The organism is Olsenella porci, assembly GCF_009695875.1.
GTDB lineage: Bacteria > Actinomycetota > Coriobacteriia > Coriobacteriales > Atopobiaceae > Olsenella_H > Olsenella_H porci.
Genome location: NZ_VUNC01000004.1, coordinates 58660 through 78133, shown reverse-complemented (window position 1 = coordinate 78133; position 19474 = coordinate 58660). Strand labels below are relative to the sequence as shown.

Below are 19474 nucleotides of genomic sequence, written 5' to 3'. Positions count from 1 at the left end.
CTCCCAACTCATCCCAAACGTAGCACCTCTCACCAATTAACGTGCGTTACTCATAGCGCATTGTCACCCCTCCCCGGCACGGCAGGTGGAAGATCGTGGAGTCGAAGTTCTGTCCCAGGTACTGCTTGCCTAGCGCAATGAGCATGGAGCGGTCGCCGTCGAGCGCGGCAGAGCACCTGCACGTTGTCCGGGTCGAGGCACGCCCTGCGCCTCAGCTCCTCCGGGAGCCTGGACACGGGCACAATCTCGTCGAGCTCGGCGGAGTTGGGGAGGTACGGGTGGTCCCAGTCGAGCGTCGCCCCGCAGACGGGGCAGCGCTCGTACATGGCCCTGAGCCTCGCCCTTAGCTTCCTCCTGGCGTTGCCGTTGGCGTATCGGGGGTTGGTTCCGTGTCGGGACATGGCTCTGACCCCCCAACATGGACCGGAGTCGCGCGGACTCCGCCGCGCGACCGAGCGAAGCGAGGGTTCATGTTACCCCCTTCGGGACACATGCTCCGAGTCTACCTCATACACCCGAAATGCCCACTATGCACGAGATGGCGGGTGGTTCGGTTGGCACATGCCAATCAGTTACGACGTGGTTGGGGGGGTGATTGATATGCCCACCCAATTGGCGGAAGCCCTCATAAGGGCGATAGGCGAAGTCCTAGGACGTGCGATTGCGGCGCTCATTGCCGCGATAGCAGACGGGGCCACTAGAGATGAAAGAGGCTACACACCAAAACATCTCAAGCGACCCCGTTAGCCTGTTGGGGGGCGTGGGAGATGTCCCGCGCCCCCTTTTCGCTAGCCACATCATAGCGAGATAAGGGGGGAGTTTCAATGTCAACGAAGAAAGATAGGGTATGGGATTCCCGCAACCGCAACGCGCACAAGCTTGCGAAGATGGGGGACGGCAACGAGGAAAAGGCAATGAGCCTCATTCTCCGAACCATCCGCTATGCCCTCGCGGATGCGCACGAATTCGAGCGCGAGAACACAAGCGAACGATATTGCAACTCCCGCGCCCATGAACACAAGGCGGAACTGCTTGATAGGCGTCGCGCGAACCTGGAGCGCGAGTGGAACGAGTACGGGTTGACCATGGTGAACTATGGGCCTTACCCGACAATAAATGACCTGTTGAGCGGGACCCAAGACGTTATCCATCTGGCCTACTTTGACTGAGGGGATCGGAATGGGGCTCGGTCGGGATGGCGCCCTTCAGATGATGTAATGCACTACTGACAGCATTGGGGTGCTTAATCTTCCTAGGTCTCGTGGGATTTGACCTCGCGGTGCTTAGCTGTCCTAGGCCTCAGGTTGGTTTTTCGCTGCCCGAATCACACGAGGGCTAGGAGGATTAAGCATTTGGCCTTCAAATCCCCATGAGGGCTAGTGGCGCTAAGCAGAACGTGCGGAAATCCGCGTGAGGGCTAGCGGGATTAAGCATCGGCACCCCCACCCGCAGGTTTACCAGTTCGGCACCGTTTCCGGTGCTGCCATTTGCGCGGGCGCCGACGCAGATGGCCCCGTCCCTCTCACCTGCGAAGTGAGACGAGGCCGACTGTCCCTACTGGCCAGTGCACTCTAGAACCTCACGCGGAAGTCCACGCTCGCGGGATCGGGCTCGATCTCGGACTTCTCGTCGATGCGGTAGTCAATGGGAAAGCGCGAGTACGCCTGTTGAAAGTTGCCGAAGAAGTTCGCAATCTGGTCGTCGGTGCCCTGCAGCTCCATCGAGACGCTCCCGTCGGGCTCGTTTCTCACCCACCCCGTGCATCCCGAGCGGTCGGCGACACGCTGCGAGGTCCAGCGGAAGCCAACGCCCTGCACCTGGCCCACAAAGCGGAGCGAAAGCCGGCGGGTCCCCGTTGGGAGCTCGCGTGCCTCGCCCTTCTCACCTGTATCGTCGCGCTTCATGCCAAACACACCAACACCCCCAGCTGGGTTAGAACGCCTCCTTTACGCGTACAATACCCAAAGAAGCTCAGTAACCCACGATGGCGGAGGAAATCCAATGCCCGCAAAGTTCAACCTGCTCTGTGACTCCACGTGCGATTTCTCGCAGGAGCTCATGGACAAGTGGGGGCTCAGGTACGCCCCGTTCACCTACGTTGAGGCTGACAAGCCCGATGGCGGCTTCCATGGGGTGGACGACCTCTTCCAGTCCCGTTCCCCGCACGACTTCTACGAGAACATTCGCTGGGGCGCAGCGCCCCTCACCTCCCAGCCCTCCCAGGCTGAGTACGACAAGCTCTTTAGGGAGGCATTGGAGACGGGCCTGCCCTCGGTCATGGTGTGCATCTCAACCGGGATCTCGGGCGGCTACAACGGCGCCTGCACGGCCCTCGACCGCCTGAAGGAGGAGCGCGGGGAGGACGTCCCTATCTACGTGGTTGACTCGCTCCTGGCGTCTACGTCGCTCTTCCTCCTGATGCAGGAGGCCGTGAAGCAGCGCGACAAGGGCCTCTCCGCCGAGGAGTTCGTGCGCTGGATCGAGGACGCCCGCTACCACGTGCAGACCATCTTTATGGTGGATAACCTGGACACCCTGCATCACGGCGGGCGCATCCCCAAGTCGGTCGCCCTGGTCTCCGGTGCGCTGGACGCCAAGCCGCTCCTGTCGTGGAAGCTCGACGGCGGCCTCACCATCATTGGTGTCACCCGCGGGCGCAAGAAGGCCATGAAGAAGATGGTCGACTACTACGAGAAGAACCACTCCAACGCGCAGTACCCTGCAATCGCCTGCATTGGCAACGCGGATTGCGACCACGACGGGATGCGCCTGGGGGCAATGCTGGCCGACCTGGACGACTCCATCGAGATCATGACCTCCAACATCGGTCCGACCATCGGTTGCCACGTTGGCCCTGGCATGCTCTCGTGCGTCTTCTGGGGAGAGGACCGCAGGTCGAAGAAGTCCTTCTCCGGGAAGGTCCGCGGAATCCGCCAGGCCTAGCCCGGCAGCGAAGGGGGTAGCAGAGGCATGAACCTCACAAGAAGGGAATTTGTCACCGCTTCGTCAATCATGGCGGCCCTTGGGCTTGCGGGATGCTCCCGCGCGGCTACCGGTGGCGGCAGCAGCAGCGACTCGTCGCCCGACAGCAAGGCCTCGTCGGTCGACCTCAAGGAGTTTGAGTCCCTTGCCCTGGACGGTGACGCCTGGAAGTATGACAAGGAGAACGACTGCTACTACCAGCTTGGGCTCAAGTACTGCCTCAAGCCCGGCAGCACATCGTACGAGTCGCTCGCCATCTTCGTTCCCGGCGGGTACTTTGAGGGCAAGAAGAAGGGGAGCTCCTACACCTGCACGGTGAAGGAGGACGCCAAGGTGGGCAACTTCACCTCTTCCACGGCCCCCGTTCTCATGCCCATCAACTCCCTTCGCTTGAGCCCGCAATCGTGCCCCACCTCGTATGTCTACAACGGGCTGTCACGCTACCTCTCGGCGGGGTGCGTGTACGTGTACTCCGGCTTCCGCGGCCGCTCGAGCAGCTACGAGAGCGACTCGAGCAAGCTGGTCGCGGGTGGCGCGCCCTGGCCGGCGGTGGACCTCAAGGCGGCGGTGCGCTACATCCGCTACAACAAGAAGAGCCTTCCCATCGATGCGGAGAGGATCTTCACCTTTGGCTACGGCGCCGGCGGCGGGCTGAGCGCCGTGATGGGTTCCATGGGCGACTCCCCGCTGTTTGACAAGTACCTGGACGAGATCGGTGCCATCACGCACGACGTGGACGGCAAGGACGTCTCGGACGCCATCTTTGGGTCGGCTTCCTGGTGTCCGATTACCTCGTACGACACGATTGACAGCTCGTACGAGTGGATGATGGGGCAGTTCTCGAGCGACGACGCGCGAGCGGACGGCACCTGGACCGCCCAGTTCTCCAAGGACCTCGCCAACGCGTACGGGGACTACGTCAACCAGATGGACCTGCGTGACAAGGACGGCAACAGCCTGACCCTGGACCCCGTGGAGGATGGAACGTACCTTGCGGGGACCTACTACGACAAGGTCCTCTCGATTGTGGAGGGTGCCGCGACCGACTTCTTCAACGATACGTCGTTCCCCTTCACCTACACCCCGTCGCGCATGTCCGACCCATGCTTCCCCGGCGACCCCAACTTCGACGCCTCGGCGTCGGAGGAGATCGATGCCGTGACCGGGGGCACCGACGCCAACGCGACCACCACTGACCAGTCTGCCTCCGGCACGGAGGACGGGACCCAGGACGCCAACTCGACCACGGGGGTCTCGAAGGTCCAGTCGACGGTCTACGACTCCGCCTCCTCGTACATCTCGGCGCTCAACGGGGATGACCGCTGGCTCTCGTACAGCTCATCGGCGCAGAGCGCGCGCGTTAACGACCTCTGGAACTACGTGGAGCACTGCCGCAAGGCGGAGAAGTCGGTCTGCGCATTTGACGCGCTCGACCGCTCCAACACCACCAACCAGCTCTTTGGCATCGGTGACGAGAGCACGCTCCACTTTGACGCCACGGCAAGCGACCTGCTCGACAAGAACCAGGACACCTATGCCAAGCTCTCAAACTGGAAGGCGGACTACGTCAGCGACTGGAAGAACGACCTCGCGAAGAAGGACTCCGAGGACCAGACGGTGACCGACCGCGTAAACGCAATGAACCCGCTTTACACGCTGAGCGGCCACTACGACGGCTTTGGGAAGGCGACCGTCGCACCCCACTGGCGCGTGAACACGGGCCTGTTCCAGTCCGAGAACTCCCTTGCAAACGAGCTCAACCTGGCAAGCGCACTCGTGAACTACGACGGGGTCAAGGACCTCTCGTTCACGGCGGTGTGGGCAAAGGGGTTCGAGCTCGCCGAGAAGTCGGGGAACGCGCAGGACAACCTCATCACGTGGGTCGAGGGCTGCTGCAAATAGGGGAGAGAGGAACGACAAAACGCAATAGGCTACGACACACAGTTGCCTAACACAAGGGTTATTCGATAAAATGTGTGAACTTTGCTTCCTCCGTGGTAGACTTGTTTTAGTTGACACGGAGGGAGTGTTGGTATATGTACGAGGTTGGAGACTACATCGTCCATCCTGGCCAGGGCGTCTGCAAGGTGGACGAGATCGTGGACGGGCCCAACGAGTCCTACATGCTCATGCCCGTAGGCGGTCGCCACCCCATGCGCATCAGCTACCCGGTCTCGGGGGAGGGGCGCCTGCGTCCCGTCCTCTCCCAGAACGAGGCGGAGAAGATCATCGACGAGTATCCCAGCATGTCCGTCGAGGACTTTAGCTGCAAGAGCAACGCGCTCGAGGAGCAGCACTTCAAGGACGAGATGCGCCATGGCACCTGCCGCGACTCCGTCCGCATCGTCAAGACCTTCCGCGTGAGGATCGACCAGATGAGGGCCCGCAACAAGAAGCCGCCGGTGGCCTACGAGCGCATTCTCAAGCAAGCCAGCCAGCGCTCGCTCGAGGAGCTCTCGGTCGCCCTCGGCGTCAGCGTCGAGGACGTGCAGCAGCTCTTCAAGGCACAGGAGGGCGAGAGGCCCGAGGACAACTAGTAGGATCCCATCCCGCCGGCTGCGGCGGGCGAGAGGCCCCTTCCTGCGGCGCGTCACGTTGCAAACGTGGCGCGCCGCTCGTCTCTCCCGTCACCGAGGTTTCAAAATGGGCAACTGGGCCCCCATAATTGGTTGAGGCCTTTTCTCCTGGGTTACCATGGAGGGAAGGCGTCTTTTATGCCTTGACCCGCAAACGGCGAAGGGAACTGCTGTGGCAACCACGAACGACGACTCCAAGACGCGTGCCATCATCACTGTCCTGGGCAGCGACCGACCGGGCATCGTCGCCGCGGTCACATCCGCCCTCGCGGGGCACGACGCCAACATCCTGGACATCTCGCAGACGATCCTGCAGGGCATCTTCACCATGACCATGCTGGTGGACCTCGCCGGCTCCAGCGCCGACTTCTCCGCCATCCAGGACCAGCTCGCCCAGATCTCGTCCGAGCTTGGCGTGCAGATCACCATGCAGCGTGAAGAGGTCTTCAACTTCATGTATCGCCTCTAGGGAGGCAGGCGCAGGGCGCATGCCCCCAGGCGCAAGGAGACTCCCTCCCGCACGGGGGAGGAGGGCAATCGCCTGACCCCGGGTCTCACGCCCGGTAAGCAAGGGCACCCTGCCGCTCCCGTGACCCGAAGGAGGACAATGACCATAGGAGACAAGCCCATAGGTCGCACCAAGCGGCGCTTCCTCACGCCAAAGGACACCTCTGCCTTCACGCACATTGCGGACGCCTACCCCATGCCGTCCGTGGGCATGGGTCGTCCGCCCGTGTCTGACACCCTGTACGAGGGCATGCAGCGCGTGGACCGCGTGCCCGACGAGCTGTACACGCGCTATGACGTAAAGCGTGGCCTGCGCAACGCCGACGGGACGGGTGTCCTGGTCGGCCTCACGACCATCTCAAACGTGCACGGCTACAAGAAGGTGGACGGCAAGGTGGTCCCCGACAGGGGAGACCTCACCTATCGCGGGTACAGCATCGCCGACCTGGTGGCGGGGTGCCACGGCGAGGGTCGCTTTGGTTATGAGGAGGTCTCGTATCTGCTGCTCACGGGCGCTCTGCCAACGGCGGAGGAGCTCGTGGACTTTAAGGAGCGCATCGGCTCCAGGCGACAGCTCCCCGAGGGTTACCTGGGACTCTTCCCGCGCGTGACGTACAGCACCTCGATTATGAACGTCCTGCAGCGCGCGACGCTGCTTCTATACGCGTTCGACCCAAACCCCGACGACACCTCGCCCACGCACGAGATCGACGTGGCCCTTTCGCTCCTTGGTCGCTGGCCGCGCGTGGCGAGCGTTGCACACCAGGCAAACGAGGCCGCCAAGAACCGCGAGCGCGTGAAGGTTCCGCCCGCGCAGGAGGGCTACACCATGGCCGAGACGGTTCTGGACGTCCTGAGGGGCGACCAGGGCTTCACGCGTGACGAGGCCATGATGCTCGACGTGATGCTCATGCTCCACGCGGAGCACGGCGGCGGAAACAACTCCACGTTCACCTGTCGTGTTCTCTCGTCCTCGGGAACGGACGCCTACAGCGCCTACGCCGCGGCCCTCGGCTCGCTCAAGGGGCCCAAGCACGGTGGCGCCAACGCCAAGGCGGGCGAGATGATCGACGACTGCGCTGCCAGCGTCAGCGATTGGTCGAGCGACGACCAGGTGGCTGACTATCTCACCAAGGTCCTCAACAAGCAGGCCTTTGACCGCTCTGGCCTGATCTACGGGCTCGGCCATGCCGTCTACACCATCACCGACCCCCGCGCCGAGATCGTGAAGGGCTACGCCCGCAAGCTCGCGCGCGAGAAGGGCCAGGAGGACAAGCTCGACCTCATCGAGCGCGTGGAGCGGCTGGGCCCCCAGGTCATGCGCGACGTCAGGGGCATCACAAAGCCCATCAGCACCAACATCGACATGTACACCGGCTTCGTGTACTCCATGCTCGGCATCCCAAAGGACCTCTACACGCCCATCTTCGCGATTGCGCGCATGTCGGGTTGGGCGGCGCATCGTATGGAGGAGCTCTACGGGCCCGCCCGCATCATCCGACCCGCGTACAACTCGTACATGACGCACCAGGAGTACGTCCCCATCGACGAGAGGGGATAGGGCCGTGGCAGGCGAGAGACGCCTCGCGTTCTCGGACATGGACTCCACCTTCCTGGCGTCCGACAAGTCGATTCCCGCCGGCAACATGTCGGCGCTCGACCTCCTCGCCCGGCGGCGTTGGGGGTTCGTGCCATGCACGGGGAGGGCGCTCGGGGCGATGCCTCGGGAGCTCCTCTCCCATTCCTCCGTTCACCTTGCCATAAGTTGCAACGGTGCAATGGTGAGCGACGTGCGTACGGGAACCTCGCTCCGGCAGGCGCTGATGGGCGAGGAGCGCACGCTCGCCCTCTGGGAGGCGCTGAGGGATGTCGACTGCACCTTCGACGTCTTCGCGGACGGGCTGTCGATGGCGGACGGCGAGCGCTTCTCGCGCATTGGCCGCTATGGGATCGACGGGCAGAACGAGCGGTGGCTCAGGGTCACGAGGACGGTCCTGGACCAGAGGACCGACGACATCATTCGCAATCACCCAAACGTGGAGAAGGTCACGCTGTACCTGGGCTCCGATGAAGCCCGTTCCGCCGTGCGTGCGGCCGTGGCGCGCATCCCCGGGCTCCGCTGCACGAGTAGCCACCCCAACAACCTTGAGGTGGGGGACGAGCGCGCGACCAAGGGAGAGGCCCTGCTGTGGGTCTGCTCGCATGAGGGAGTTGACCCGCATGACGTCGTCGCCTTTGGTGACTCTCCCAACGACCTCCCGATGATCGAGGCGGCAGGAGACGGGGTCGCGGTGGCAAACGCCGTGCCCCAGGTCCTCCGTGCCGCCGACCACGTGTGCGGCACAAACGACGAGGCGGGCGTGGGTGCCTATCTGGAGGCCCTTCTCGCCTGATCAACCCCTGCTGGCAGCAAACGCCCCGCGTGAGAACTTTCGTGGACGAACGGCACTCGAAAAGGCTGGACATCACAACGTTTGCGCAGATAGACGAGCCATGCGAGAAGTACGACTCCACGTCCCTGGGAGCAAACGCCTGATGTGAGTGCACATGTCGGGAGCTTGTTGCCAAACGAGCCACATTTAGTGGTCGGACGGCAGAGGACTCCCGATGTGCGCACTCATATCGGGAGTCCCTTGCCATGATTGCAATGCATATGAAAACTCAACTGGGCAAACGCAGCTGGTCCCCCTGCTGTGCCGACGGAGTATGAAGCAAGTACTCACGTCGGGATTCTTCTGCCAGCAGGTCCGCTGAGAGATGGACCAGACCTGCGACCGGGGGCGGTTTCTAACTGCGGAAGAGCTCTAAGGGGGAAATATTGCGACCTAGCGCATATAGAGACGCGGCTGGTCCATATGGACGAGCGGCCAGTCCATTCTTAGCCTATTGAGTGGGATGCCCCGCCATACGCCAGTGTGCCAGGGGAGAGACCCCTCCGAAACAAAGGGCGCGGGGCCGAAACGATTGGTTTCGACCCCGCGCCGTCGTGTCTCTCCCCTGATGGGGGACGTGCCTACTCCTCGCCCTCCTCGGTGGAGTCCGACCCGTCCTCGTCTTCGTCCTCGTCAATCACGAGGGGACGGAAGCTTGCGGTGTCGCCGCCAACGACCTCGTGCTCGGTAGCCTCGATGACCTCGGAGTGCTCCTTGACCATCTTGTCCGAGAAGATGTCGCCCTCGTCCTCCTCCACCACGGAGGCGGCGCTGACGGGCTTCATGGAGCCGGTGCCGGAGGGCTCGGTGACGCGCGTGAGCCTGTGCTGACGCTTGGTCTTGCCAAACAGCGGTACGTACTCAAAGATCAGGCTGGAGTTCTCAAGGCCATACCAGCGAGCGGGCGAGCCGCAAACGTGGCGGATGGCGTACTTGAGGTTGATCACGTTGGCGTTGCCGCCGCTGATGTCAGACTCGGGGGTGAGCACCTTGCGAATGAGGCAGAAGCGGAAGTCGCCCACGTTGCCGTGGTCACGGTAGATCGAGTACTTGTGGTTCTGCGGAGCCAGCTGGTGGTGTGCCATGAGGTCGGCGACAATCTGGTACAGATAGGTGTTGACGCGCTGGTTGACCTTGAATCCCAGGCGCAGCTGAATCTTGAACACAAAGTTGGTGCCAAAGTCGTTCACGATGTACTCGTGCGTGAACGGGTCGTTGGTCACCTGGACGTTGAGGAAGTAGTACGCCTTGGCGCGCTTGGGGCGCTTGTCCAGGATGGAGTAGAGGATGTCGCGGTCGAGCTTGTCGGGCGACGAGTCGTTGGTGAGGAACACCAGGTTGTCAGCGATGTAGGGGTAGTTGTCGTCGTGGCTTAGCTGCTGGAGCTGGTCGATGTACTTGTTCACGGGCAGGTACACCGTCTGCGTGCGCTCGATGGCGGTGCCGCGGCGCCAGATGTACATGACGAAGAAGATTGCCGTTGCCATGAGGACGGTGAAGTAGCCACCGTGCATGAACTTGGTGAGCGACGAGAAGAAGAACATTGCTTCGATGAGCCCGAACGTGACCACAAAGAGGATTGCGGCACCGTGCTTGTGACGAATCTGCGAGAGGTACGTGTAGAGCAGCAGCGTGGTCATAAGCATGGTGACCGTGATGGCCAAGCCGTAGGCCGCTTCCATGTGGCTGGAGCGTTGGAAGAACAGCACCACGAAGATGCAGGCCACCCACATGATGTTGTTGACCAGCGGGATGTAGATCTGGCCGCGGGTCTGCGAGGGGTAGTTGATCTTCATGTGGGGCATGAGGTCCAGGCGGATGGCCTCCGAGACGATGGAGTAGGAGCCCGTGATGAGCGCCTGAGACGCGATGATGGCGGCAAAGGTCGAGAGGATGACCGCCAGCGCGCGGAGGTTCGCGGGGATCATCTGGAAGAACGGGTTGAGGTCCGCCACGGTGGCGAGCGACGCGACGTTGCGGTTGGCCAGGATCCAGGCTCCCTGCCCCAGGTAGTTAAGGATCAGGCACGCCTTCACGAACGGCCAGGTGGCATAGATGTTGGCCTTGCCCACGTGGCCCATGTCGGAGTACAGTGCCTCGGCGCCGGTGGTGCACAGGAACACGTTGCCCAGGACCATGAGGCCGGCGGCGTTGATCCTGTGGTCAAACAGGAAAGTAAGGCCGCGCACGGGGTTTAGCGCACGGAACACGTTGAGGTTGCCGCCCACGTTGAGGAGCCCCGTGATGCCCAGGTAGAGGAACCACACGGTCATTACCGGGCCAAAGAGCCTGCCGATGGTCGAGGTGCCCGCGCGCTGCATGCCAAACAGGATGCACAGAATCACGATGGTGATCACGATCACGATCTGCTGGTTGTCCCCGATGACCGAGTACACCGGGCCGATGGTGCGTAGGCCCTCGATGGCGGTGGTCACGGTGACGGCAGGGGTCAGGATGCCGTCGGCGAGAAGTGCAGCGCCGCCGATCATGGCGGGGACGATCAGCCACTTGGCGCAGCGCTTAACTAGGCTGTAGAGGGCGAAGATACCGCCCTCGTTGTGGTTGTCCGCCTTCATGGCCACCAGGACGTACTTCACCGTGGTTATGAGGGTGATCGTCCAGATGAGAAGGGAGAGCGCGCCAATTACCGTGTCGTCTCCCATGGTCGTGAGCCCGCCGTTGTCGGACATGATGGCCTTGAGGGTGTACATTGGGCTGGTGCCGATGTCCCCGTACACCACGCCCAGCGTGACGAGGATCATCCCCGCCGAGAGGGGTATCCCGGCGCTCTTCGACCCCTTGTGGGCCCTGCGGCCGGATTCCGCAGCTCTGACGTTACTCATTTCGCTCCTTCAGTCGGATGCGTTAAGCCGTCTCGCTTGGGAGGGAACGTGTTGGCTCCCCAACGAGAAAAGCATAGTGCAAATGTAGAATGCTAGCACTTTAAGCTAATGCAAAGGAGGGGTCCTGAGCGGGGCATATTCGGAGAATCTAAGCCGCCGGAAGGTGGAATACAATTATCCGACGTTTCCATTGCGAGCAGTTGGCCAAATGCCGGTAGGCGCAGGCCAGAGAGGAGAGCCCAGATGGCAGAAGACGGAGAGAACGCCCCGCGCGAGCAGGCGGCATCCGCGGTGCCCAGGGATGCGTTCATGACGGTTCCGGCCGACGCGCGGCTCAAGACCCCCGAGCCAGCGAGCGCCCACTTGTCGTGGGAGGGCTCAGGCGCGCATGCAGGCGAGAGGATCGACTACGTGGCAACGGCGGCCCACCTCGACGTGCGCGGGGACACCGGGGCGCTGGTGGGCAAGATGTTCTCGCTCTCGTACGTGGCCGACGGGGAGGACCCCGCCAAGCGCCCCGTCACCTTCGCGTACAACGGCGGTCCGGGCTGCGCCTCTGTGCCCATCAACTTCGGCGGTATCGGGCCCCGCAGGGTGGTCACGGAGGGCTGCGACCACCTGGGCACCCCGATCCGCATTGAGGACAACCCCTACACGCTGCTGCGTCAGACTGACCTTGTGTTCCTGGACGCGCTGGGGACGGGGTGGTCGAGCGTGGCCGAGGGGGCGGACACCGACAAGGTGTTTGGCGTCGACGGCGACGCCGACGCCTTCTGCCGCGCAATCACAACGTGGCTCGAGGAGAACGGCCGCTGGCAGAGCCCCGTCTACCTCTTTGGCGAGTCGTACGGAACGGTCCGCAACGCGGTTCTCATGAGACTTCTCGGCGAGCGCGACGTTAAGGTCGCCGGCGTTACGATGCTCAGCGCCATCTTCGACTGGGTCCAGGTGATCGAGGGAGAGGACCTCTATCACCTTGGCATGACCCCGACCATGGCGGCGACGGCGCAGTACTTTGGCAAGGCTGGCCAGGGCGTCGGCGTCGACGAGTGGTTCTCGCGCGCCATGGACTGGACCGATCAGACGCTTGCCCCCGCGCTTCTCCTTGGCGACCGCCTTCCCGCCGAGCGGGAGGCGGAGGTCGCGCGGGAGATGGGCGAGCTCATCGGGCTTCCCGCCGAGCACGTGAGGAGGGCGCACCTCCGCGTGACGCTGGACGACTTCCGCCGCAACCTGCTGGCTGACGAGGGGCTCGTCACCGGCAGGCTCGACATGCGCTTCACGAGCGACGCTCCGCTGGCGCTGCAGTCCGACGCCGCGTGGTTTGCGGGCGAGGACGCCGCGGACGACGCCGTGGAGGCCAGCTGGACGAGCGCCTTCCGCTCGTTCTGCCACGACACCCTGGGCTACCACGGCCCCGCCCGCTACCTCAGCAGCAACTACGAGCGCGTGGGCACCAACTGGAAGTGGGAGCATCACGAGCCGGGCAAGCTCGACGCCAGCGCGAGCCCTAACGTCGCCTACGACATCTCCGCGGCGCTGCGCCGCAATCCGCGCATGAAGCTCTCCATCCTGGGAGGTCGCTACGACGCCGCCACCACCTATTGGAACGTGGTGCACGACATGTCCACGCAGTTCCTCTCTCCCCGCCTCAAGGAGCGGGTGGAGTGGCACCTCTACAACTGCGGGCACATGGCCTACGTGGACGTCCCCACGCTGCAGGCGCTCTCCGCCGACATGGAGGCGTTCTACAACAAGGCATAGCGACCATAGCGACCCTGTGCAGGGGAGAGGAGAGGCCCCCGTCCGCGACCTGAACTGCTGCGGGCGGGGGCCGTGTTGTGTCTCGCCTTGGGGCCCGCGGCTACGGGCGGGTGGGAATCTCGGTTCTTCTCACCAGGTAGCAGTGGTGCACCTTGGGGTTGCGGGAGAAGTCCTCGGGGATGGTCTGGGCGGTCACATCCTCGATCTTGACGCCATAGCGTGCGAGGTAGTCAACGTCGGGCTTGAAGTCGCGGCGGTTGCACGAGAACACCGCCACCCCGTTCCTGGTGAGCAGGCGGCTGATGCCGATGAGGAGCTCGGCGTGGTCGCGCTGGACGTCCCAGCTCCCGCTCATGCGGCTCGAGTTTGAGAACGTGGGCACGTCACAGAACACCAGGTCCCAGCGGTTCTTGGTCCTGCGCTGGTCGCTCACCCAGCGCAGGACGTCCGCCTGGACGAACTCGTGGTCCTCCCCCACAAAGCCGTTTCGCTCCATGTTGCGCCGCGCCCAGTCGAGGGAGGGGGCGCTCATGTCCACGGTGGTGGTGTGCTTGGCGCCTCCGTCCGCCGCGTAGCAGGTGGCAGTGCCGGTGTAGGCGAAGAGGTTGAGGAAGCGCTTGGAGCCCATGGTCTGCTTGGCCATCTCGCGGACCATTGCGCGCGTCTCGCGGTGGTCGAGGAAGATCCCGCAGTCCAGGCGAGACGAGAAGTTGACCTCGAACACCAGGCCGCCCTCGTCGATCAGGTGGGAGCCCGGCGGGAGCGGCACCTGGCCGGGACGCGAGGCCCTCCGGCGATCCGCGAGGCCTCGACCCGCCTCGGCGTACTGCGATCCGCCCTTGGAGCGCGTGCGCACGTGGACGAAGGTGTTCTCGGGGCGCACGTCCAGGGCGAGGGGTGCGATCGAGAGCACGTCGAGCAGCCGCTCGCGCGCCAGGGCGGGGTCGATCTCGCGCGGGGCGGCGTACTCGCTCACCTGCAGCCAGCGGCCGCGCCTTCCCCTGGCGGGCATGATCTGCGACCCCTGGAACAGGTCGATCGTCACCGCGTAGTCGGGCAGGTCGGCGTCGTACACGCGATAGCAGTCGATGCCCTCCCTGCGGGCCCACTTGGCACGGAGCCTCGCGACCTTGGCCAGACGGCGGGCAAACTGCTCCGAGGTGGGGACCAGCACCGGCGTGGAGCCTCGTCCGGGGAGCTCGACGGTCGTGCGCTCGGGCGCCTCGGCCAGGTCGTACAGGCGGATCGAGGCCTCGTCCCTGCCCACCAGCACGGACGTCTCCTCCACGGGGCTGCCGCCCATCACCCGGTCGGTCATGGCGTTGGGGGAGAGGACCGCGGCCTGCGTGCCCTGCGGCAGCCCCGTGATGGCGGCGGTGAGGGCCGAGAGGGCGGATGCCTGGGTAGCGACCTCGTCCGCCTCGATCCAGGAGAGGTCCGCCACGAGGAGGGACCGCCCGGACGCCTCGCTCACGCAGGCGGGGACCTGCGGAGCGTCGACAAAGCGGGGCTCCACGTGGATGCCCGCCGCCCGGAGGGTCTGACGCGCCTCCGCCTGGACGTTGCCGCGGTGCTCGTAGGCCACGAGGGTGCAGCCGTGGGCCTCTCCCTCCTCCGCTCGCTCGCGGGCGTCATCGAGCAGGGCGTTCCATGCGTCGCCGTCGTGCCCGCCCCATCCCGTGAAGCCCCAGGAGGTGCGGAGCAGCCCCGGGGCGCGGTTGAGCGCCTGGCCGGCTGCCTCGGCGAGGATGGTGCCGGTGCCGCAGTAGAGCGAGGCGAGAGCGGGGTCGTTATCGCGGCAGGCGCGCCACCAGCCGCCCACCTCGAGGAGGGCGGCGGCGTAGTCGGGACGCAGGGGCACGACGCCCGAGCGCTGGCTGCGGGTGGACTCGTACCCCCTGCGGAAGAGGGGCCTTCCGGACAGGTCGATGCCCACCGCCGCGCGGTCGCGCGAGACGCGGACCGACACGCGGACGTCGGGGCTGTGCGTGTCGACCATGGGGCGCACGCCGCGTTTGCCCTGCAGCCGGTCGACGATGGCGTCCTTGGCGCGCAGGGCCACGAACTGGGAGTTCCTCAGGGCGTCGTTGGTGCCGTGCGCATCTACGGCGACGGTTGCCCCCATGGGTACGTGGTCCTCCCAGGGGATGTCGTACAGGCCGGAGTAGAGGGCGTCCGAGCTCTGCGCCCCCACGTGCCCCAGCTCCAGGACCACGCTGGAGGCGAGGCGCGACCACAGGCACACGCCGTAGGCGTCGGTCAGGGTGCCCCCAAAGCTCACCTGGCCGCGGAGGGGGCGTACCTGGGGGGTGCCAAAGGACGAGAGCTCCCCCGCAAGGAGGGACTCGAAGCCCTTGGGGCAGCGCGCGACAAAGCGAGGCTGCCCATCCTGGGTTGGCGCGTTCTGGTCAAGCTGTTGCATCGGGACACCTCTCGCCCGTGGGAATGCCGTCGTTTCCCCACATCATACGGGCTTCTCGCCTGCCTGGGACCTCCGGGCGGGAGCTACCAGCAAGACACCACAGGGGGCGATTTGAACGCCGTGGATTCGACTGGTCCCGATGACCCCCGAGCGCGTCGCGTTTGCCGTATCGCGGACGGGCGGAACGCGGGATGCGACTATCATGCGGTTTGTACGACCAACAGGGGCGCGCCCCGCCCCGTGAGCGATCGAGGAGATGCAGATGGACAAAGCTACAGAGGCCAAGGTCCAGCTTTGGAGGGACAACGTCACCGATCCCGACCTCAAGGATGAGCTCGAGGGGCTCGTGTCGGGTGACGAGGAGAGGCTCAACGACGCCTTCTACCGCGACCTCTCGTTTGGCACGGCGGGCCTGCGCGGCGTCCTCGGCGTGGGCACCAACCGCATGAACGTGTACGTGGTGGCCCAGGCGACCCAGGGTGTGGCAGACTACCTCAACGCACACTACGACCATCCCACGCTTGCCATCGCGCGTGACAGCCGCCTGAAGGGCGAGGACTTCCAGCGCGTCGCCGCCGGCGTGCTTGCGGCCAACGGCGTGCACGTGTACGTGTACCCGCGCATCGAGCCCGTCCCCACCCTGAGCTTCGCGGTGCGCTATCTGCACGCCTCGGCGGGCATCGTCCTCACCGCCTCGCACAACCCCGCCCAGTACAACGGCTACAAGGTCTACAACGACAACGGCGGCCAGATTGCCAACGAGGCGGCGGACGAGATCTCTGCCGCCATCGCCCGCACGCCCGTCTTCGGCGGCCCCAAGATGATGGACTTTGACGAGGGCCTGGAGAAGGGCCTCATCGAGTGGACGCCCGAGGATGTCCTGGACAACTACATCCAGGCGGTCAAGAGGGTCTCGGTTCCCGGGTTCAAGGCGTCTGACGACTACTCGGTGGTGTACACCCCGCTCAACGGCACCGGCATGGAGTGCGTGAGCCGCATCCTCAAGGAGATTGGCGTCAAGAACGTGACGGTCGTCCCCGAGCAGGCGGAGCCCGACGGCAACTTCCCCACCTGCAAGTACCCCAACCCCGAGTTCCGCGAGGCTCTCGACCTCGCCCTCAAGCTCGCGGACGAGAAGAAGCCCAACCTTGTGGTCGCGACCGACCCCGACGCCGACCGCATGGGCACGGCGATCCCGCACGCCGGCGAGTACAAGCTCCTCACCGGCAACGAGATGGGCGTCCTCCTCATGGACTGGCTTGCCGGTCGCGCCAAGGATGGCGGGGAGGACGTCTCACGCAAGGTTGCCGTCTCCACGATCGTCTCGTCGTCCATGCCCGATGCGCTGGCGCGTGACCTGGGCTTCGAGATGAGGCGCGTGCTCACCGGCTTCAAGTACATCGGAGACCAGATCGACCAGCTCAAGGACGAGGGCGAGGAGGACCGCTTCCTCATGGGCTTCGAGGAGTCCTACGGCTACCTCGTGGGCACCCATGCTCGCGACAAGGACGCCATCGTCGCCACCGAGATGTGCGTCGAGATGGCCTCCTACTACGCCGAGAAGGGCATGGACCTCTACGAGGCCATGGACGCCCTGTACAAGCGCCACGGCTACTACCTCAACGGAACCGTCAACGCCATGTTCCCCGGCGAGTCCGGTGCCGCCAAGATGGCGGCCATCATGGAAGGGCTCCGCAAGAACCCGCCCGCGCAGATCGGCGGCTTCAAGGTCACCGGTATGACCGACTACGAGACGGGTGCCCAGATGCCGCGCGTCTCTGGGCTCCAGAAGGAGCCGGCACAGAAGCTCCCGCCCGCCAACGTCATCGAGTTCAGGCTCGAGGACGACAACAAGGTCATCTTCCGCCCGTCGGGAACCGAGCCCAAGGTCAAGGCGTATCTCTTCTCCAAGGGCAAGACCCGCGAGCACTCCGAGGAGGTCCGCGCCAAGCTGCAGGCGGCCGCGGAGGAGATGCTCTCGTAGGCACGTCGCGTATCACGCCTGACGCAAAGGGGACCCGAGAATCGCCCTCGGGTCCCCTTTCTGTCTCGCGTGCGGATGCGATGGGGGAGAGGGTCGCGTCCGTCGCGATGGCATTCTCCCCTTGGGCGGCGGAACGAGGGCGTTGTCGCGCCCGTCTCCCTACTGGCTCACCGACAGGGCGTAGAAGCCCTCGGAGTTGCCGGCGATGGTCCCCATGGCCCAGGTGTGGCTCGACGCCTGCTTGGAGGTGGGGTCGCAGAGCGTGACCGAGTTGTCGTCGTTGAGCGCCGTCACCACGGCCCAGTGCTCGTAGGGGGAGTCGAAGTCCTTCTTGAGCTTCACGACCACCACGCTGCCACCCTCGGACAGAATCGAGTAGAGGTTGTCGCTCGAGGGCGTGTAGCCCGTGCAAGTCAGGCCAAGGTCGGCCGTCCCCTTGGAGAAGAGGTCGTCGGAGGTGAATGGGTCGGAGTCGGTGGCATAGCCCGCCGAGGTGGAGGCGGAGGCGATGTCGGCGGGGGTCTTGTCAGACTTGCCCGTGAGGCCCATGTAAGCAATGGAGAGGGACGTGGGGCCAGAACCCGTGACCGCGAGGACGCTGCCTGCATAGCTCACGTTGCCCCAGCGGGAGTCCCAGTCGAGGAGCTGCGGGTAGGTGCCCTGCTTCACCTCGTCGTCGTAGGAGGACGCCTTTGTGCTCGCATTGGGCTGCGAGGCGACGAACGAGATCGCGTCGGGCTCGAGCAGGGCAAGCTCGGGAAGCCTCTTGTCCGAGTAGTCGCCCGCACTCCGTGCGATCTTGGCGAGCTTCTCGTTACTGTCCAGGGCGGTCGTGAACTTCTGGGTGAGCTCGGAGGACGCGCCGGCCGAGACGCGCGAGTCTGCCTCGTTCCCGGTGCCCGATGCGGCGACGGAGTCCGACGTCACGTCGCTCCCCTTGCTGCAGCCGCGTGCGCAGGACGAGATGCCCAGGATGAGGACTACGAGGGCGACGATCGCCACGACGGCGAGGATGAGCTCCCTCCGCTGGCCACCGCCCCCCAGCGGGGAGCGGCCACGGCGCTTCCCGCTCAGGGAGTAGCCGGTGTCGTGTCCCGTGAGGGTGCGGTAGTTGTGGTCGCTCCGGTACTTTCCGTCCCGCCTCGTGCTCTGGTGAGAGTGCCCCTTGAGGTCCCTGCCGGGGCGGTTTCTGGTGTAGTCCCGCTCGTTCGTGGAGCCAAAGCGACGAACGTCGTGAGGCTGGCGCCCGTTTCGTCCCGAGTTGCTTGACAAGGCCATTGCGCGTCCCCCTGGTCTTCTCGCGCGCCAACGGCGCGCCTGGGATTGGTTCCGCCAGGCTGAAGGATGCCCAACGTCTGAGCGCATCATAAGGCAGGTGTGCGTGCATGTTTGCAGGAAATGAGGGGAACGGGCATATTCGACCCGCTGGGATGCACGTGGGGAAGGGACGGGCGAGAGGCGCGTGCTAGTATTTTCACGCAATCTCAGCGGCGGGAAGGGCCATCCATGGGCAAGCTCATAGCACAGTTTCTCAAGTTCGGCGTGGTGGGCGTGATCGCCTTCTTCATCGACTACGGCGTACTCATGCTCCTTTCCGTCGGGATAGGCTTGGACCCCGTCGTCTCCGCAGCCATTTCGTTCACCGTCTCGGTCGTGTTCAACTACGTCGCATCCATGCGGTTCGTCTTCACCCACCGCGAGGACTTGAGCAAGAGGCGGGAGTTCGTGATCTTCGTCATTCTGTCCGTGATCGGCCTTCTCATAAACGAGGCAATCATGTACGCGGGCGTCGCGGCGCTGGGGAAGAGCCCCCTCGCCATCACCGTCACCAAGGTGATCGCCACCGCGGTCGTGATGGTGTGGAACTTCCTCAGCCGCAAGAAGTGGCTCGATGCGGGGGACTCCCGCGAGGCCTAGCCAGGGGATAAAAACTTAGGCGAGCGTGGTTTTGCGCCAATTGTCGG

The 19474-nt window shown here is 64.4% G+C and carries 14 protein-coding genes; 10 read left to right on the top strand and 4 right to left on the bottom strand.

The features are described from left to right. Positions 1–824: 824 nt before the first annotated feature. Positions 825–1169, top strand: a complete 345-nt coding sequence (locus FYJ68_RS06095) for a hypothetical protein (protein WP_154435052.1) — start codon at positions 825–827, stop codon at positions 1167–1169. 402 nt (positions 1170–1571) lie between these two features. Here FYJ68_RS06095 and FYJ68_RS06090 read toward each other — a convergent pair whose 3' ends face one another. Continuing rightward, a complete protein-coding gene (locus FYJ68_RS06090; RefSeq protein WP_154435050.1) occupies positions 1572–1904 on the bottom strand; it encodes an acylphosphatase in 333 nt (110 codons plus the stop codon). 97 nt (positions 1905–2001) lie between these two features. On the opposite strand from FYJ68_RS06090, the gene FYJ68_RS06085 reads away from it, so the two are divergent. From FYJ68_RS06085 to FYJ68_RS06060, 6 genes are all read left to right on the top strand, one after another. Continuing rightward, on the top strand, positions 2002–2943 hold the full coding sequence (locus FYJ68_RS06085) for a DegV family protein (protein WP_154435048.1): 942 nt from the start codon (positions 2002–2004) through the stop codon (positions 2941–2943). Positions 2944–2970: 27 nt separating this feature from the next. After that, positions 2971–4884, top strand: coding sequence for a subtype A tannase (locus tag FYJ68_RS06080; RefSeq protein ID WP_154435046.1), 1914 nt, complete (start codon positions 2971–2973; stop codon positions 4882–4884). Positions 4885–5018: 134 nt separating this feature from the next. Continuing rightward, positions 5019–5519, top strand: coding sequence for a CarD family transcriptional regulator (locus tag FYJ68_RS06075; protein ID WP_154435044.1), 501 nt, complete (start codon positions 5019–5021; stop codon positions 5517–5519). A 211-nt stretch (positions 5520–5730) separates the two neighbouring features. Next, positions 5731–6027, top strand: coding sequence for an ACT domain-containing protein (locus FYJ68_RS06070; RefSeq protein WP_326832247.1), 297 nt, complete (start codon positions 5731–5733; stop codon positions 6025–6027). 138 nt (positions 6028–6165) lie between these two features. Then, positions 6166–7626, top strand: coding sequence for a citrate/2-methylcitrate synthase (locus FYJ68_RS06065; RefSeq protein ID WP_229772073.1), 1461 nt, complete (start codon positions 6166–6168; stop codon positions 7624–7626). Positions 7627–7630: 4 nt separating this feature from the next. Then, a complete protein-coding gene (locus FYJ68_RS06060) occupies positions 7631–8458 on the top strand; it encodes an HAD family hydrolase (RefSeq protein ID WP_154435040.1) in 828 nt (275 codons plus the stop codon). A gap of 620 nt (positions 8459–9078) precedes the next feature. On the opposite strand, the gene FYJ68_RS06055 is transcribed toward FYJ68_RS06060, so the two are convergent. Then, a complete protein-coding gene (locus FYJ68_RS06055) occupies positions 9079–11340 on the bottom strand; it encodes a KUP/HAK/KT family potassium transporter (RefSeq protein WP_154435038.1) in 2262 nt (753 codons plus the stop codon). Between the two features lie 243 nt (positions 11341–11583). On the opposite strand from FYJ68_RS06055, the gene FYJ68_RS06050 reads away from it, so the two are divergent. After that, positions 11584–13104, top strand: coding sequence for a S10 family peptidase (locus tag FYJ68_RS06050; protein WP_154435036.1), 1521 nt, complete (start codon positions 11584–11586; stop codon positions 13102–13104). A gap of 100 nt (positions 13105–13204) precedes the next feature. Here FYJ68_RS06050 and rlmKL read toward each other — a convergent pair whose 3' ends face one another. After that, the gene (gene rlmKL / locus FYJ68_RS06045) at positions 13205–15526 is read right to left on the bottom strand and encodes a bifunctional 23S rRNA (guanine(2069)-N(7))-methyltransferase RlmK/23S rRNA (guanine(2445)-N(2))-methyltransferase RlmL (protein WP_154435034.1); all 2322 of its coding nucleotides are present in this window, start codon (positions 15524–15526) and stop codon (positions 13205–13207) included. A 262-nt stretch (positions 15527–15788) separates the two neighbouring features. Here rlmKL and FYJ68_RS06040 point away from each other — a divergent pair, with 262 nt between their 5' ends. Then, the gene (locus FYJ68_RS06040) at positions 15789–17510 is read left to right on the top strand and encodes a phospho-sugar mutase (RefSeq protein ID WP_154435032.1); all 1722 of its coding nucleotides are present in this window, start codon (positions 15789–15791) and stop codon (positions 17508–17510) included. Positions 17511–17669: 159 nt separating this feature from the next. On the opposite strand, the gene FYJ68_RS06035 is transcribed toward FYJ68_RS06040, so the two are convergent. Further along, positions 17670–18788 carry a cysteine peptidase family C39 domain-containing protein gene (locus FYJ68_RS06035; protein ID WP_154435030.1) on the bottom strand — a complete coding sequence of 373 codons (1119 nt, stop codon included), beginning with the start codon at positions 18786–18788 and terminating at the stop codon, positions 17670–17672. 228 nt (positions 18789–19016) lie between these two features. Here FYJ68_RS06035 and FYJ68_RS06030 point away from each other — a divergent pair, with 228 nt between their 5' ends. Beyond that, complete coding sequence (locus FYJ68_RS06030) at positions 19017–19427, top strand: GtrA family protein (protein WP_154435028.1); 411 nt, start codon at positions 19017–19019, stop codon at positions 19425–19427. Positions 19428–19474: the final 47 nt, after the last annotated feature.